The sequence below is a fragment of the Bradyrhizobium sp. U531 genome (assembly GCF_051710265.1).
GTDB lineage: Bacteria > Pseudomonadota > Alphaproteobacteria > Rhizobiales > Xanthobacteraceae > Bradyrhizobium.
Window position 1 is genome coordinate 170,157 of sequence record NZ_JASVEN010000006.1, and the last position, 15,938, is coordinate 186,094.

Genomic DNA, 15,938 nt, shown 5'->3' on the forward strand with positions numbered 1-15,938 from the left:
GCGGAACCCATATCACTCCCGCATCAGATAAGCATCGGCCGGCTCGCCCGCCGCAAATCCCTCGTGATTGCCGGGAATGAGCAGCCATGCATCCGAACGGGCGATCGCCTGAAGCGGCCATTCGCCCACGGCAAGCGGTCGCCACGTCTTATGTTCCTCAGCCAGCAGCACGATCTCGGCGATGCCGACGCTGGAGGCAATTTTGCGGGACAGCGGCAGCGTGATCTGTCGACGCGGCTGCCGCGCCGACAGGCGATCGGCGAGCGGGAGCACGAGCGCGAACCAGGCCGCGAGCGCGTGATCCGGTGACCCCGGCAATGCCACGGCGGGAACCCTGCCGAGCCGCGCAACCGCGGCGGTGCGTCCGGGCTGAAGTGCGAGACCATGAGCAAGCACCTCGCCGCGCTCGGCCAGCGCGATGACGGCTGCGTCATGGCGGCCGACGCCGCTGCCGCCGATCGTCACGACGAGATCGCAGGCGGAATGGTCGAGGGCTTCCGCGATCGATGCTGCCGCGCGCGTGCCGGCTTCATGCATCTCCACATCCAGCCCTGCCGCACGCGCGATCTCGGCGATCAAATGAGCCGTTGCCGTCGCGCCGGGTACATTGACGAGGCGCAGCCGCGGCCGGCGCACGCTCAGTTGCTCAACACCGGCAACGCGCGCGAGCAGCAGGGTTGCGGCGGTGACCGGGCGGCCCTCCAGCTCAATGGACGTGCGCTCCCCGATATCGCTTCCGGCGCGCGTGACGCCCTGCCCCGGCACACCTTCCGTCAGCACTTGCATGAGCGGGCCCGACATCTCCACGGCGTCGGCGTCGAGCACACAGTCGCATCCCGCCGGCATCGCCTCTCCGGCCTCGACCCAGGCCGGCGCATCAGTCAAGAGCAGCGGCGAATAAGAGGATGCGCCGACGAGATCGTTAGCACGGAGCGCCCAGCCGTCCGCGGCGGCAATGTTGTGACGTGGATAGGCCGCGAGCGAGGAGATGCCCGCTGCGATGCAGCCGGCAGCCTCAGCCAGCGGCAATTCCACCGGTGCAAGCGGATCGACGCCTTGCAGCAACGCGGCAAGCGCGACGTCGAGCGGCGTGAGCGATGGCGGCAGGCGCTGGGTCATGCGCCATGGTGGACCACGCATCGCCCGGTTTGGCAACCGCTGGCGATGCGGAGGTCAGCCGCCCGACCTCTCCGCGTTGGGAAAGAACAGTTGCTCGCCGTCGACCTTGTAGCCTGCGATCGCCGCCTGCCCCTCTGGCGAAATCAGCCAGTCGATGAAGGTCTGCCCGAGCTCCTTCTTCACGTTCGGAAATTTCTCCGGATTGACCAGCATCACGCCGTACTGATTGAGCAGCCGCTTGTCGCCTTCGACGACGATGTCGAGATCGCCGCGATCCCGGAAGGCGATCCAGCTGCCGCGATCCGAAAGCACATAGCCGTTCGCGGCGCGCGCGGCATCGAGAGACGAAGCCATGCCCTGCCCGGCCTCGCGATACCAGGAGCCTTTCGCGGCCGCGATGTCGATGCCGGCGACGATCCAGAGCGCGAGCTCCGCGGCGTGGGTGCCGGAGCGATCGCCGCGCGTCACGAACGGCGCGCCCTTGGCTTCGATCGCCTTCAACGCCGTCGCGATGTCCTTGCCTTTCACGGCCGCCGGATCGGTCTTCGGCCCGATCAGCACATAGTCGTTGTACATCACATCGAAGCGCTTCACGCCCAGCCCGTCGGCGACGAATTTCTCCTCCTGCGGACGCGCGTGCATCAACACGACGTCGGCCTCGCCCCTTCGCGGCCCGTTCAGCACTTCATCGGCGCGTCGCGCCAGCACGGTCACCTCGATGCCGGTCTTGTCGCGGAAGATCGGCAGCAGATAGTCGAGCAGGCCGGAATCCTGCGTCGACGTGGTCGAGGCCAGCACGATCGCGCGGTCCTCCGCGGATGACGCCGCGACGCCCGCGATGAGACCGCAGAACAGCGCGAATGCAACGGACAAGCGGCCCATGATCAAGTTCCATTTGGCTATGACCTGGTCATGATGATGATCGATTGCGCCACACTCGTGACGCGCTTGCGCATTTGCGCGCCATGCGCGTGAAGCGGACACCAGCAGATAGAGCCTGAACCGGTCCACTACCCGCGGCGCGACCACGCCGCGCGACGTCGATCGTGCGATTCGGGAAATCTCGGCAACGCAGATCAGCATGCGGACGCGCATCGCGCGACGACTGCAGTGGGCGCGTGCTGCAGGATCATTCACCAAAGCAGAAATCGCGCGTGCGGATGTGTTGCAAAGCAACGAGATGATCGGGCATGGTCCCCGCGGACGAAAATTGAAATGCAGAATTCCACCTGCGTCGAACGTCAAAAAGAAGCAAGAATTTGCATAGGAATGCAGGATGGAATTCCTGACGACAAGCGAAGCCGCCGACTATCTTCGGCTCGGCGAACGCAAGCTCTATGAACTCGTCACCACCGGTGCGATCCCTTGCACCAAGGTGACCGGAAAGTGGCTCTTCCCGCGGCACGAACTCGATCTCTGGGTCCTGTCGGGCTTGGCGCGTCCGGCCGGCATGCTGATCGCGGAGCCGCCGCCGGTGGTGGGCGGCAGCCAGGACGAATTGCTGGACTGGAGCTTGCGCGAATCCGGCTCTGGCCTGGGATCGATGAGCGAAGGCAGCATGCGCGGCCTCGAACGCTTGCAGCGTAACGAGGTGATGGCGGCGGCGGTGCACTTCCACGGCCTCGATGCGTCCGGCGATCTCGCCGGCGAAGCCAGTATCGAAGCGCTGCGCGCGGCACCCGACCTGCACGATGCCGTGCTGGTCGCGTTCGTGCGCCGCGAGCAGGGTCTCGTGTTGCCGCCGGGCAATCCGAAGCAACTGCACGGCCTCGCCGACGTGCTCGCATTCGGCGCCAGGATGGCGATGCGGCAGCAGGGCACGGGCGCGCAGATGCTGCTCGACGTGCTGCTGAAGCGCGCCGGCGCATCGACGCGGGATCTGCGTCGGGCCGATATCCCATGCCTGACTGGTCCGGACCTTGCCGAACTGGTGCGCGCCGGCCAGGCCGATTGCGGCATCGCGACCCGCGCCACCGCGCGCTCCGCGGGTCTCGATTTCGTGCCGCTGGTCTGGGAGAACTTCGATCTTGCGATGCGGCAGCGCAGCTATTTCCGCCCGCCGATGCAGGCTTTGCTCCGGTTCCTGGACGAAAGGCGGCTGCGGCAGCGCGCCGAGGAGCTGACCGGCTACGATCCCTCGCCCGCAGGCCAGATCCGCTTCGCAGCCTGACATTGACGCCCGCCCCCAAATAGTTGCAAAAGAAACCAATTCAGCCGGGGGCACACCCGGGGCAACACCGGCCAACGCGCCGGATCAGGGGAGGAGACACGTGAATCCAACGAGATTTGGACTACCGGTCGCGGCCGCGCTGGCGGCGACGCTGATGTCGGGTGCCGCCATGGCGCAGCTGTCCGACGACGTGGTCAAGATCGGCGTGCTCACCGACATGAACGGTCCGGCCTCCGCGCCGACCGGCCAGGGCTCGGTGACGGCGGCGCAGATGGCGATCGACGATTTCGGCGGCACCGTGCTCGGCAAGCCGATCAGCGTCGTGGTCGGCGACCATCAGCTCAAGGCCGACATCGGCGCCTCGCTCGCGCGGCGCTGGTTCGACGTCGAGCAGGTCGATCTGATCGTCGACGTGCCGGTCTCGGCGGTCGGGCTCGCGGTGCAGAACATCGCCAACGAGAAGAAGCGGCTGTTCATCACCCACTCCACCGGTACCGCGGATTTCCACGGCAAGTTCTGCTCGCCTTACGCGATCCAGTGGGTGTTCGACACCCGCGCGCTCGCCGTCGGCACCGCGGACGCGGTGGTCAAGCGCGGCGGCGACAGCTGGTTCTTCATCACCGACGACTATGCCTTCGGCCATTCGCTGGAGCGCGATGCGTCCGCCGTCGTCACCGCCAATGGCGGCAAGGTGCTGGGCTCGGTGCGGCCGCCGCTGGCAACGCCGGACCTCTCCTCCTTCGTGCTGCAGGCGCAGGCCTCCAAGGCCAAGATCATCGGCATCGCGGCAGGTCCCCCCAACAACATGAACGAGATCAAGACCGGCTCGGAGTTCGGCGTGTTCAAGGGCGGCCAGCAGATGGCGGCGCTGCTGGCGCTGATCACCGACATCCACGGTCTCGGCCTGCAGGCCGCGCAAGGGCTGCTCCTGACCACGTCGTTCTATTGGGACATGGACGACAAGACCCGCGAATGGTCGAAGCGCTATTACGCCAAGATGAACAAGATGCCGTCGATGTGGCAGGCCGGCGTCTATTCGAGCGTGATGCACTATCTCCAGGCGATCAAGGAAACCGGCACCGACGATCCGCTCAAGGTCGCCGCCAAGATGCGCGAAAAGCCGATCGAGGATTTCTTCGCCCGCAACGGCCGCTTGCGCGATGACAATCTGATGGTGCACGACCTCTGGCTGGTGCAGGTGAAGACGCCGGAGGAGAGCAAATATCCGTGGGACTATTACAAGATCCTCACCACGATCTCCGGCGACAAGGCCTTCGGTCCGCCGGACGCGGCCTGTCCGCTGGTGAAGAAGTGACGATGTAGCTGCGCTGACGGTCCACCCTCGCCCCTTGTGGGAGAGGGTGGCTGCGCGAAGCGCAGCCGGGTGAGGGGTTCTCTCCGCGAGTCTAACTCTCATTCGAACGCGCGGAGGCAACCCCTCATCCGGCGCTTCGCGCCACCTTCTCCCACAAGGGGAGAAGGAAAAACGCGCACTCGCTACTTCACCACCCCGATCTCGCGAAAATACTTCATCACGCCCGGATGGATCAGCTCCGGCCTCGGCGCCGCCGCGACCGTGTTCGACGCCGTGGTCTCGCAGGCCTGGGCGAGCTTCTTGCAGAACGTGCCCTCGACGCCATGCAGCGTCTTCGCCAGGCGATAGGCGACCTCGTCAGGCAGGTCTTCGCGCGTGAGGACAAAACTCCACGACCCCAGCGAAGCGATCGGCGCGGTCTGCTGCGGATAGCTGTTGGCAGGAACCAGCAGCGGCTTGAGGAACGCATGCTTGGCGCGGATGCGCGTCATCTCGTCCGCATCAGGCGCAATGAAGCGCGCGCCGGACGCGCTCGAGGCCACCGCGGCAAAGCCGGGCCAGCCGATGCCGGCGCCCCACAACGCGGCGACGCGGCCGTCCTCGACCATCGCGGGGCCGTCGCCGGCGCGGTCGAGATAGATCGCCTTGAAGTCCTCGTCCTGCTTAAGTCCGAGGCCGTCGAGCACATAGCGCGCCAGGATCGGCAGGCCCGAGCCCTTGGCGCCGAACGCCACCGGCTGGCCGACGAGATCGCGGATGGTCTTGTAGGAGCTATCCGCCCGCACCACGAACATTCCGGGGTTGGAATAGATCGCGGTCAAAATCTTCAGCCGAACCGGCGCACGCCCGATGCCGGCAAAGGCCTCATAGGCCGGCTCGCCCGCGACCAGCGCGAGATCGAGCTCGCTTTTCTCCAGCAGCGGGATGTTCTCGTTGCTGCCCTTGGTGTTGCGCGGAGCGATCGACATTTGCGGATCGTCCGCATTCATCACCTCGGCAAAGGCGTTGCCATAGAGCGGAAAGCCGCCGCCGGGCGTCGCGGTGCCCAAACTGAGTGTCGTGGTCGAAATGGCCGTGCCTCCGGTTTGAGCAACAGCAGGGCCGGCGAGCAGCGCTGCTGCGAGAACGATAATCGCGAATCTCATGGTCGTCCCTGACGGGCCTGCGTCAACACCGACTTGCGGCGGTGTAGGCAGGGCGCCGATTTTGTGAAAGCATGCCCCCAACGACAATAGAACAATGGGAAGCGTCATGTTGCGAATTTTGCGGAACGGTGTTTTCGGGCTCGCAGTTCTCTTAGGTCTTTTCAGCACCACGCCACCCGCCTCCGCCGCCTATCCCGACCGCCCCGTGCACTGGTTCATCGGCTTCGCCGCCGGCGGCCCCGTCGACATCGTGGCACGGATCATGGCGCAGGCGCTGTCGGACCGGCTCGGCCAACAATTCATCGTCGAGAACAAGGCCGGCTCCGGCGGCAACATCGCCGCCGCGGCCGCGATCAACTCAACCCCCGACGGCTACACGCTGCTGTTCGTCGCGCCCAACAATGCGATCTCGACCTCGCTCTACAAGAAGCTACCGTTCGACTTCCTCCGCGACACCGCGCCGGTGGCGAGCATCATGCAGCTCACCAACATGCTGGTGGTCTCCAACGCGTTTCCACCCAAGACGGTCCAGGAGTTCATCGACTATTGCAAGGCCAATCCCGGCAAGATCTCCTATGCTTCCTCCGGCAACGGCACGTCGGTGCACATGTCGGCCGAGCTGTTCAAGGCGATGACCAAGTGCGACATGATCCACGTGCCCTATCGCGGATCGGCGATCGCCTTCCCCGACATCATCTCCAACAAGGTGCAGCTGATCTTCGACAATCTGCCCTCCGCGCTGGAGCAGGCCAAGGGCGGCAATGTCCGCGCGCTCGGGGTGACCTCGCCGAAGCGCTGGCCGAGCGTGCCTGACGTGCCCGCGATCGCCGAGACCGTGCCGGGCTTCGAATCGGTCGGCTTCTACGGTATCTCCGCGCCGAAGGGCACGCCGGGCGAGGTGATCGAGACCCTCAACAAGGCCGTCGGCGAAGTGCTGAAGGACCCGAAGGTGGTCGCCCGCCTCACTGAAGTCGGCGGCCTCCCCAAGCCGATGACGCCGGCCGAATTCGGCAAGCTGGTCGCGGACGAGACCGAGAAGTGGCGCAAGGTGGTGGAGTTCGCCGGGGTCTCCGTGGACTAGCGAAGACCTCGGCCGCAAGCCTGCGGCTTGTCAGCGAAACATGGGAGGGGGCCCGCTTTCGGCCCCCTTTGCATTAAAGCGCGAAAACAACCCCATGCACAGTAGACGAGGCCAGTAATTTCAATGGGTTAGCGAACCCCAAAAACGGGTCTTGACGAGGTGGTCTTGCTTCGTCGGGCAAAACAGGGGTATACAGGCATCATCGCCAATTTCGGTTATCTAGAAATCATCGGCGATGCTGCTTCGGCGTTCCCATCCGCCAGAGCCGGCATTGCACCCCCGCCCCCGTCCCTGTAAACGAACCGCGCACCGTTGCCGGCCGCGTTCCCGCGAGCCGTCTCGCGGCGGGGCCTGTAGCTCAATGGTTAGAGCCGGCCGCTCATAACGGTCTGGTTGCAGGTTCGAGTCCTGCCGGGCCCACCAGCCTTCGCTCGCTTCGCGAGCTTCGGCTCGGCAAGCCAGCGCCACGAACTCAGCGAAGCGAGCGAAGGCTGTCGCGCCGAAGCCCGCAGGGCGAAGGCGGACTGCATTCGGGGAATGCACTGCCTGGAGGGTGCTACTTCCGCCCGATGAAGAGTTTTGTGCACCGTCACCGTAATTCGGCTCCTTCCCCTCCTCGTACAACCGCTTTGAGAAAGCGATGCTGAGCCGCTCTCGCTGAAGACCTTTCCGCTGCATTCACTTGCTCGACGCCGAAGCGTGAAGCCATCCAACCACTCGGATTGTTCGAAATGCAATTCTGGAAAAGGATTCCAAATAGGACAGTGGAAAGGCAAGTGGCATGGCCCATATGATCGCGACCAGTTGGTTCGCCGCGCTGCTACCAAGCAGAGCGTTGGGCCGTCCAAGGAATCCTGGCCGCTGGAGCCTCGCGCTTAACGTGTGGTAGTTTCGAGCACGGGCGACTCGGTCGGAGACTCACGATGTCAAAACACCCGATTACGAAGGCTGAAGCAGAACAATTACTCCGCGCATTCGCCACGGAATGGCGTGACTCTCTCCCCGAGAAGCGCGATTACTATAGTTGGCCCATCTTCACAAAATGGCTGGTTGCTAACAACCATGAAAATTGCCTCAACTTTCGGTCTCGCATCGGCGCGAACTATGACGCTCAGATGTGGTTTGACGATGAGATGGGCCAGAGCGGGTTAAGGTGAAAAGTATGATGCGCATGCCAATCCTTCGATATGAAATATCGCGGCCCGGCGATCTCAAACCTTCACCTGCCAGTTAACAAAGAGATGCGAGATACCGAAAGCGAAACGGGATGCCCTTCTCGCTGCGCATTCACGCGGCCGCTACTACAATGCGAAGGGACCAGCAATTATGATTGCCAGACGGAAAAGGTGCCTCAGTATTAGAGGATGAACCCTATAATTGGCTATGAGTGCTCCAAGCAAACATCACTACATTCCTGTATTTTATCTGCGCCAGTGGACCACCAATGGCTTCCTCTGCGAGATGCGGAGAGTTCAGGATAAAGTCGTGGTACATTCCAAGGCGCCCGACGGGACTGGATGGAAGAAGGACCTCTACAAGGTCGAGGGCGTCGCTCCCGAATTTACTCAGCACTTTGAGCGCGCGTTCATGCACATGGTGGACACCGGGGCCGCACAGGCCATGCGCAGCATCACAGGCGGAAATATCGACCTGCCGGTCAGAGAACGGGACGCTTGGATCAGGTTCTTACTGTCCTTGCTTTTTCGCAATCCGGAGGCCGTCGCTGAGATCCAAGGGCAGGTACTGACCCTCCATCGAGAGAGTCGTCAAAGGCTGCGGGAGAACTACGACGAACTCAGGCACCCAGATTTTCCAGCTACTCTTGAAGAGTTCGACGCTCGCACCGATCCGAATGCAGGCGCTATTGCCGCTTCAAACTTCCTCCAGCAACTTATGAATCTTGAGGGCATTGCAAACCGCCTCGTTCGAATGAGATGGGGCAGGCTAGAACTTTGGGGATCTCGTCATACCCTGCTGACATCTGACCGGCCTGTATGCCTTCCTATGCGCTTCAAGAAAGGCTCTATCGCATTTCTTCTTCCGATCTCCCCGCGCATCGCGTTTACTGCCGCCGAGGACGATTCAGCTCTAGAAGCCCTAGCCCGAGGCGATCACACCGAGATGGCCTTCCAGATCAACAGGCAGGTAGTTTCTCAGGCCCGGCAATACGTTTGGGCGCTGGACGACCGCGCGTTGGCATTCGTACGGAAACATATTTGCTCGCTGCCCGACCGGCAGATACTCTCTGATCACGCGCGCCAGCTTTCGTTGCGGCGGGCCCGTGGCGGAGCATGACTACTGCTCCAGCTTTTTCTCAGAGTAGATTTTCGAGAATAGCGCCACCGCACGCTTAACGTACTCGACGATGTGATCCGCACTAGCCCTCAAGCGTTCGATGTTGGTCTCCACGTCCAGCCGGTTGAACTTACCTTCACCCTCTCTCTGATAGAGCATCATATCGAACTTGTGCTGGCCCTTCTTATCCGTCGTCAGCATCAGGAAGCCGTGCGCCATCAGGTTGCGCATCTCGTCGTATGCCAAGAGATTGTCGCAGATCTGCGCCAATTCATCCCTGTAGATCTCGTAGCCAGGCCGCTCGCATATGCGCTTGGCCGCTCTGATACGGTCGCTGATGCGGTAAGGAAACCTCAGGTCCAACTTGACCGAAAAATCCGCCAGCAAAAACTCAACCTGAGCATAGGAAGTGAGGATCTTCCCACGCAGGTAGGTCGCCTCTTCGATCAGCGACTTTTGCAGCTCGTTGGGCTCGGACATTTCAGAACCGATTAAAGGCCAGGATCAGTGCGACCAGCACAATGGCAGCAACGATTGCAAACACCCCTTCGGCGTTCAGCCTAATACCCCACATCTCGATACCAAGCTTAGGTTCAGGCATGACATAGCTCTCCTTAAACGTTCGAGAGCCGCTTCGCTATGTGGAGTACTTTCCGATTGGCCGTCAACCGGGAACCTCTGCCCCGGTACCAAAGCTGTACCAGGGTCTACTAGGGGCAGGGTATTGAGCCCTCCCTAACTTGTGATCAGGCTCTTCGCCTCGCAACGATGACGATCACGATGAGGACCGAAGCCCCGATCGCTCAGACACCGTTGGCGCTAATACTGGCACCCTAGAGATGACCAGAAGTTTGCCCGGTGATGCTGCCCGCCTTAAATCCTCCTATATGCGACATGCCCCGTCGCAAACGGAATTCCCGCGCGGCCGACGCTGCCGCGCACGATGCAAGCGCGGTCATCGATCGCATAGAACCAATCGTCGAAGTTCAGCTTGAACGACTTTCCATCGCCCTGAGGCGTGTCGCGCGTGTACGTCCAATGAAATGCGCAACTGGCCTGCTCTCCGGTGGCTTTGCCTTCCAGACGATTCTCATGGCCGGTGTACTGGCCTTCGCCTAGCTTGTGAATCGTCCGGCGCAGCGTGTCGCTGTGGCCGTCATCGAAGGTGTAGGTTTCGGTCAGGACGACGGTGTCGGTGTCCGCGTCCAGCTCGCCATGAGCCTTGATCGTCGTGCGCTTCAGAAGACCGCCGACGAGACTTTCGACCACCGCCCATCCTTCGAGACGACCAACGAAGAACTGCTCGAGAAGAAACACGGGCGTGGTGCCCGCGAATGCATCAATGGCCATTGGCGAGTCCTCCAAAACCAATGACGACATAAGCCACCTCTCGGCACCAGATGGCTTGTGGAGAAAAAGGCGGCGAAAGTGTAGGACTCATGTCGCATCGCTCCGCCCCTTCGCCGAGCACCCGCACGAGGCCGCCGTTCGGCGGCAGGAGCATGTCATGACCAGTGAAAAAGGCCCGAACATCAAAAAGAAGCAGAAATGCAAGAATTGCGAGGGCAAGGGTTTGGTCAAGAAGGGCGATAAGGTGGTGAAGTGCCAGCGCTGCAAGGGCACGGGCGTGCGCTGAGGTCGCGCTGACAACCGCTGTCACCTCGGAGCAGGCAAACATCCGCCCACGTGGTCGTTCCCACCGTGCGCGGCGATGAACATGGCGACGGCCGACCGGCAATAGGATTCGATTTCATTGTCGTCCTCTGCTCTTTCCTGATCGAAGCGTGCGATCATCAGGAGATCGGATCCTTTGAAAAGCGCGGCAAACAAGCGGGCGGACCCGAGAGGATCGGGCACGTTCAGAAGCCCCTTCGCGTGCAACTGACGCAAGAAGGCCTCGATCTGGGCGATGACATGGGCGGGGCCGCCTTCGTAATGGAGCTTGCTCAGCGCGTTTTGACTCGTCTTGTCGGCCATGACCATGGCTTCGACATTGCGGACGTCCGGTCTCAACAGCGTGCGAAGCAGTAATGATCCCACCGCCATGAGCTGATCTTCGGCCGGAGCCTCGACGCCTTCAAGCAGGGCCTGCGGTGCAAACAATTGCTGGCAGCCGGCCGCCATGGCCGCGCCGAACAGCGCCTCCTTGTTCTCGAAGTGCCTGTAGATGCTGAGCTTGGAGATCTTCGCGCGCTGGGCGACCTTGTCCAAGGTCGTCGCCTGAAAACCCAATTCCACAAAGAGTTCGCGCGCAGCGTCGATGATCGTCTGGCCAAGCGCCTCGTTGGCGGGCCGGCCGCGCCGGCCCTGGCTGTTTTCGGTCACGGCAATTCCAGTACTTGACAGTATCTCAATTGTTGAATTACGATACCACGAAGTATCTAAAATATGCAAGCCAATGGGTCAGTTTCAACCTGTCGTGCAACGGAGCCCGTCACCATGGAAGACGTCATCATCATCGGCGGCAGCTTTGCCGGACTCGCCGGCGCCCTGCAGCTCGGCCGTGCCCGCCGCAAGGTCACCGTTCTCGATACCGGCTTGCCGCGCAACCTCTTCGCCGGCCATTCGCATGGCCTGCTCGGCCACGATCACAAGCCGCCGCTGGACATCCTGGCCGAGGCGCGGCGGCAACTGGCGCGTTATCCCACGATCAAACTGGTCAGGGCCCGGGCCGACAGTGTCTCGGGCGCCATCGACGATTTCAACGTCCTCACGTCCGAGGGCGAAAGCCTTGGGGCGCGTCGTCTGATCCTGAGCTATGGCGTCGCCGACCAGATGCCCGATATTCCCGGCTACGCCGATAGCTGGGGCACGTCCATCGTGCCCTGCCCCTATTGCGACGGCTTTGAAGTCGCCGGCCGGCATTGGGGCCTCGTCTGGTCCAGCCCGCAGTCGCACAATCAGGCCAAGCTGTTCCTCGATTGGACCGACAAGTTGACGCTGTTCGCCGATGGTCACGACATTCCGCCCGATATCCAGGCCGATCTGGCGCGCCGCAACATTCCTGTCGTCGACGGCCGGATCGTCGAGATCGCTCATCACAAGGGCCATATCGCCACCGTCAATCTCGAGACCGGCCGCGAGGTCGCGGTCGACATCCTGTTCGCCAATCCGCGTACCAAGCCGTCCGCAAGCCTGCATGAATCACTTGGCCTCGCCACCGTGCCGACGCCCGTCGGCATCGTCCTCAAGGTCGACGAGCGCCGCCAAACCAGCATGCCCGGCATCTACGCCGCCGGCGACCTCGCCACGCCCTTCCTGCCCTCGGTCACCCAGGCATCATCGCAGGGCGCGATGGCGGGTATCTTCGCCCAGCAGTCGATGGTGGTTTGAGCGCACGGCTTCCTTCTCCGGTTGGCGGGGACAAGAACGAGCCAGAACAAGGATATGTCATGGCACAGCACGATGCCGATCGGGTTGCCGACTGGAATGACCAAAGCGGAGAGCGCTGGGTCACCCACCAGGCCCGGCTCGACGCCGGGCTGGCGGTGTTCGGCGAGGCCGCGATCGAAGCCGCAGCGCCCGCGACGGGCGAGCGCGTGCTGGACATCGGCTGCGGCGCGGGCGCGTCTACTCTGGCGCTGGCCGCCCGCGTCGGCGCGGGGGGCCAAGTGCTGGGCGTGGACATATCCGAACCGCTGATCGCCCTCGCACGCGCGCTTGCGCCAAAGGATACGCCGGCCCTGTTCCGCGTGGCCGACGCTGGCAGAGCCGAGCTGCCCGAGGGGGCGTTCGACATCCTGTTCTCGCGTTTCGGCGTGATGTTCTTCGCCGATCCGACAGGGGCATTCGCCCATATGCGCCGCGCGCTCAAGCCGGGCGGGCGGGTCGCTTTCGTCTGCTGGCGTGGCACGGCCGAGAACGATTGGGTGCGCCTGCCGATGGACGCGATCAGAGGCATCGTCCCGATGGCGCCGCCAGATCCCGAAGCGCCCGGCCCATTCTCGTTCGGCGACCGGGGGCGGGTGACTCGCATCCTGACGGCGGCCGGCTTCACCGAAATCGCTATCGCGCCCTTCGATGCGTCCATCCCGTTTGGCGAGGGCGCGACGCGGGACGCGGCGATCGACGACGCGGTGAAGATGACGTTCGAGGTCGGCCCGCTGTCGCGCGCGCTCGCCGATCAGCCCGACGACATCCGCGCCCGCGCCTCGGCCGCGGTTCGTGCCGCCTTCGCGGGCCGCGCCGGCGAACGGTCGGTGATGATCGGCAGCGCGACGTGGATCGTCACAGCGCGCAATCCGGCAAGCTGACGGGGATTGGCAGGGGAGACGCCCCGCTCGGCGGAGCGGGGACGTCCTTGGCCGGTCAGCGGACCAGACGAGGGCCCGGTTTTCCGGTGGACTGGCTGATCTGACATGATCAAGATCGCGACACACGATGCCACGAGCGAAGCTAGCGGCAGATGTGTGACGCCGCTCCAGCCTCCCTCGCTCCCGCCTCTCTCATTCCGGAACCGAACATGCGCAAGCTTCTGGCGATCTTGGTGATCACGTTCTGGGCCCCGTTGGCTTATGCACAAAAGGCCGACCTCATCGTCACGAACGCAAAGATCGTGACGCTGGATGCTGCCTCAACAATCGCGCAAGCACTCGCGGTCCGCGACGGCAGAATCGTTGCCGTCGGCGGCAACGATGCCATGGAAGGGCTGATCGGGCCGGCAACCCGCCGCGTCGACGCAGGCGGTCGCACGATCATTCCGGGATTGATCGATTCGCATATTCACGCCGTGCGCGCCGGCCTCACCTACGCAACCGAGGTCAACTGGATCGGCGCCAAGACCATTCCCGAGGCGATGGAACGGCTGCGCCAGGCGGCAAAAGCGCGCCCGACGTCCTGGATCATCGTGGCCGGCGGCTGGAGCGATTTGCAGTTTGCGGAGAAGCGGCGGCCGACGCTCGCCGAGGTGATGGCGGCCGTTCCGGATAATCCGGCCTGGATCCAGCTGTTCTATTCGGCTGTGCTCATCACGCCGAAGGCGCAGCAGGCCCTTGTGGTATCCTCGGACCAGTTGCCATCCGGCTTCACCGCCGAACGCGCCGCATCGGGCGACACCACCGGCTGGTTCAATGGCTCCATCGTCAGCATCTCCGCGCTGTTCGATCGCCTGCCGAGGCCGAATTTCGAGGACAATGTCGCCGGCACACGGCAATTCTTCACCGAGCTCAATCGTCTTGGAGTCACCGGGATCGTGGACCCCGGCGGCTTCAGCATCTATCCCAGCCATTACGCCGCGCTGCAAAAGCTCTGGCGCGAGAAATCATTGTCGGTGCGGGTCGCCTATAGCCTGTTCGCCCAGAATATCGGCGCGGAATTCGAGGAGTACAAGAACCTCACGCCGTTCCTGCCGATGGGATTCGGCGACGACATGCTGCGCTTCAACGGGATCGGCGAGCGCATCACCGGCGCGATGTACAACAACAACGCGCCCGACGCGGCCGCCAAGGCCAAGTTCCTTGAGATCATCCGCTGGGCCGCCAAACAAGGTCTGACGGTCACCATCCATTGGCAGGAAGACAAATCCGTCCGGGAGCTCCTCGACCTCTATGAAGAGGTCAACAAGGAGACCCCGATCGCGCCGCTGCGCTGGTCCATCGCCCATCTCGACAACACCTCGCCCGAAACGCTGGCGCGGATGAAGGCCCTTGGCATCGGCTGGACCATGCAGGACGCCATGTATCTCGGCGGCGACCGCATCGTGGCGCAGGTCGGCGAAGCCGCGCGCAGCATGCCGCCCATCGTCACGGCGCTGCGCACCGGTGTCCATGTCGGAGCCGGCACGGATGCGCATCGGGTCGCATCCTACAATCCGTTCGTCGCGCTGCAATGGATGCTCGACGGCAGGACCGTCGGTGGCCTGTCGACCCGCGGCCCGGACGAAACGCCCAGCCGTGAAGACGCCTTGCGGCTCTACACCGTGGGAAGCGCCTGGTTCTGCTTCGACGAGACGCGGCGCGGTACGCTGGAGACCGGCAAGCTCGCCGACTTCGCGATCCTCGACCGGGATTTCATGTCCGTACCCGTCGAGCAGATCGGCGCCACGGCGTCTGTGCTGACGTTCGTGGGCGGCAAGGTCGTCTACGCGGCGGATGCATTTGCGAGCGCGAAGTAGGAGCTGGCGCCCGCCCTGTCGCTCATAGCGGTCTGGCCGCGGGTTCGAGCAGCCGTGCCATTGTCCGTTGGTGCAGCTGCAGATGTGCTTCGTCGAGGCGGCCCGGAAGGCGGGCAAGCAGGATCAATCGGAACAAAGCAACCATCCGTCGATGAACTCGCGCACGAGTCGGCGATCGTAATCGAGGTCCGTCGAGCGATACTGCTTGGCATCCCTGCTGACCAGGGAATCGGCAACGCGCGCACCGGCTGCGGTTCGTTCCAGGCGAAGCGCAAATATCATGAACTTGGTCCAGCTCCGGCAGAAATACACCCAGTCGCCGTCGCAGCAAACGGACCACTTCTGCTCCATCTCGTCGGGCTGGAAGCCGCGCAGGATCATTTCATGCTCGGCCGCGGTAAAGTCGGCCTGGAAGCCGAGCGGCTCGATCTCCGCGGGCGGACGGCAGTGCTTGCAGGGCTGGCCGGTCGATATAGAGCAAGTCATCGTCATCTCCTGCCGCGGATTGCGGGCGAAATGAGCGCTCTACAGGCGGGTTGCGTCGTATCATTCATTGACGGCGGTCGTACCAGCATGACCCAAACGGGTCATTCAAAGCTCGATGATCTTCGCCCCGATATTGCCCGTCGCCTCGCAGGCCCCGCAAGCATCATGTCGGCGGCGAGCGGAAATTCATCGCCCGGGATTGCCGAGGTTTGCGC

The 15,938-nt window shown here is 63.2% G+C and carries 15 protein-coding genes and 1 tRNA gene; 9 read left to right on the forward strand and 7 right to left on the reverse strand.

The genetic code is table 11. The annotated features are described in order from the left end of the window. Positions 1-12: 12 nt before the first annotated feature. Both QRQ56_RS25840 and QRQ56_RS25845 read right to left on the reverse strand, forming a co-directional pair. Positions 13-1,119 (reverse strand): molybdopterin-binding protein, encoded by a 1,107-nt coding sequence (locus QRQ56_RS25840; protein ID WP_438743945.1) that lies wholly within the window; start codon positions 1,117-1,119, stop codon positions 13-15. A gap of 54 nt (positions 1,120-1,173) precedes the next feature. Then, positions 1,174-2,001 (reverse strand): substrate-binding domain-containing protein, encoded by an 828-nt coding sequence (locus QRQ56_RS25845; protein ID WP_438743946.1) that lies wholly within the window; start codon positions 1,999-2,001, stop codon positions 1,174-1,176. Positions 2,002-2,395: 394 nt separating this feature from the next. Between QRQ56_RS25845 and QRQ56_RS25850 the strand changes: the two genes are divergently transcribed. Further along, positions 2,396-3,289, forward strand: a complete 894-nt coding sequence (locus tag QRQ56_RS25850) for a substrate-binding domain-containing protein (RefSeq protein ID WP_438743948.1) — start codon at positions 2,396-2,398, stop codon at positions 3,287-3,289. Positions 3,290-3,389: 100 nt separating this feature from the next. After that, positions 3,390-4,604: an ABC transporter substrate-binding protein gene (locus tag QRQ56_RS25855; RefSeq protein ID WP_438743950.1), complete on the forward strand. Its 1,215-nt coding sequence runs from the start codon at positions 3,390-3,392 to the stop codon at positions 4,602-4,604. Between the two features lie 182 nt (positions 4,605-4,786). Here QRQ56_RS25855 and QRQ56_RS25860 read toward each other — a convergent pair whose 3' ends face one another. Next, on the reverse strand, positions 4,787-5,749 hold the full coding sequence (locus QRQ56_RS25860; RefSeq protein ID WP_438743951.1) for a TAXI family TRAP transporter solute-binding subunit: 963 nt from the start codon (positions 5,747-5,749) through the stop codon (positions 4,787-4,789). A gap of 106 nt (positions 5,750-5,855) precedes the next feature. On the opposite strand from QRQ56_RS25860, the gene QRQ56_RS25865 reads away from it, so the two are divergent. The 3 genes from QRQ56_RS25865 to QRQ56_RS25875 all read left to right on the forward strand — a co-directional run bounded on the left by QRQ56_RS25865 (position 5,856) and on the right by QRQ56_RS25875 (position 9,125). After that, entirely contained in the window at positions 5,856-6,830 is a 975-nt protein-coding gene (locus QRQ56_RS25865) for a Bug family tripartite tricarboxylate transporter substrate binding protein (RefSeq protein WP_438743952.1), read from the forward strand. A 347-nt stretch (positions 6,831-7,177) separates the two neighbouring features. Beyond that, positions 7,178-7,253, forward strand: a tRNA-Ile gene (locus QRQ56_RS25870). A 960-nt stretch (positions 7,254-8,213) separates the two neighbouring features. Next, the gene (locus QRQ56_RS25875; RefSeq protein WP_438744275.1) at positions 8,214-9,125 is read left to right on the forward strand and encodes a DUF4238 domain-containing protein; all 912 of its coding nucleotides are present in this window, start codon (positions 8,214-8,216) and stop codon (positions 9,123-9,125) included. On the opposite strand, the gene QRQ56_RS25880 is transcribed toward QRQ56_RS25875, so the two are convergent. Further along, positions 9,126-9,605 carry a hypothetical protein gene (locus QRQ56_RS25880; RefSeq protein WP_438743953.1) on the reverse strand — a complete coding sequence of 160 codons (480 nt, stop codon included), beginning with the start codon at positions 9,603-9,605 and terminating at the stop codon, positions 9,126-9,128. A 393-nt stretch (positions 9,606-9,998) separates the two neighbouring features. After that, positions 9,999-10,475, reverse strand: a complete 477-nt coding sequence (locus QRQ56_RS25885; protein ID WP_438743954.1) for a DUF3833 family protein — start codon at positions 10,473-10,475, stop codon at positions 9,999-10,001. Between the two features lie 157 nt (positions 10,476-10,632). Between QRQ56_RS25885 and QRQ56_RS25890 the strand changes: the two genes are divergently transcribed. Beyond that, positions 10,633-10,761, forward strand: a complete 129-nt coding sequence (locus QRQ56_RS25890; protein ID WP_256561183.1) for a hypothetical protein — start codon at positions 10,633-10,635, stop codon at positions 10,759-10,761. 20 nt (positions 10,762-10,781) lie between these two features. On the opposite strand, the gene QRQ56_RS25895 is transcribed toward QRQ56_RS25890, so the two are convergent. Then, entirely contained in the window at positions 10,782-11,450 is a 669-nt protein-coding gene (locus QRQ56_RS25895) for a TetR/AcrR family transcriptional regulator (RefSeq protein WP_438743956.1), read from the reverse strand. A gap of 114 nt (positions 11,451-11,564) precedes the next feature. Here QRQ56_RS25895 and QRQ56_RS25900 point away from each other — a divergent pair, with 114 nt between their 5' ends. The 3 genes from QRQ56_RS25900 to QRQ56_RS25910 all read left to right on the forward strand — a co-directional run bounded on the left by QRQ56_RS25900 (position 11,565) and on the right by QRQ56_RS25910 (position 15,237). Next, entirely contained in the window at positions 11,565-12,458 is an 894-nt protein-coding gene (locus QRQ56_RS25900; protein ID WP_438743957.1) for an NAD(P)/FAD-dependent oxidoreductase, read from the forward strand. Positions 12,459-12,517: 59 nt separating this feature from the next. Then, the gene (locus QRQ56_RS25905; protein WP_438743959.1) at positions 12,518-13,378 is read left to right on the forward strand and encodes a class I SAM-dependent methyltransferase; all 861 of its coding nucleotides are present in this window, start codon (positions 12,518-12,520) and stop codon (positions 13,376-13,378) included. 209 nt (positions 13,379-13,587) lie between these two features. After that, positions 13,588-15,237, forward strand: a complete 1,650-nt coding sequence (locus tag QRQ56_RS25910) for an amidohydrolase (RefSeq protein WP_438743960.1) — start codon at positions 13,588-13,590, stop codon at positions 15,235-15,237. A 123-nt stretch (positions 15,238-15,360) separates the two neighbouring features. Here QRQ56_RS25910 and QRQ56_RS25915 read toward each other — a convergent pair whose 3' ends face one another. Further along, positions 15,361-15,723, reverse strand: coding sequence for a hypothetical protein (locus QRQ56_RS25915; protein ID WP_438743961.1), 363 nt, complete (start codon positions 15,721-15,723; stop codon positions 15,361-15,363). Between the last annotated feature and the right edge of the window lie 215 nt (positions 15,724-15,938).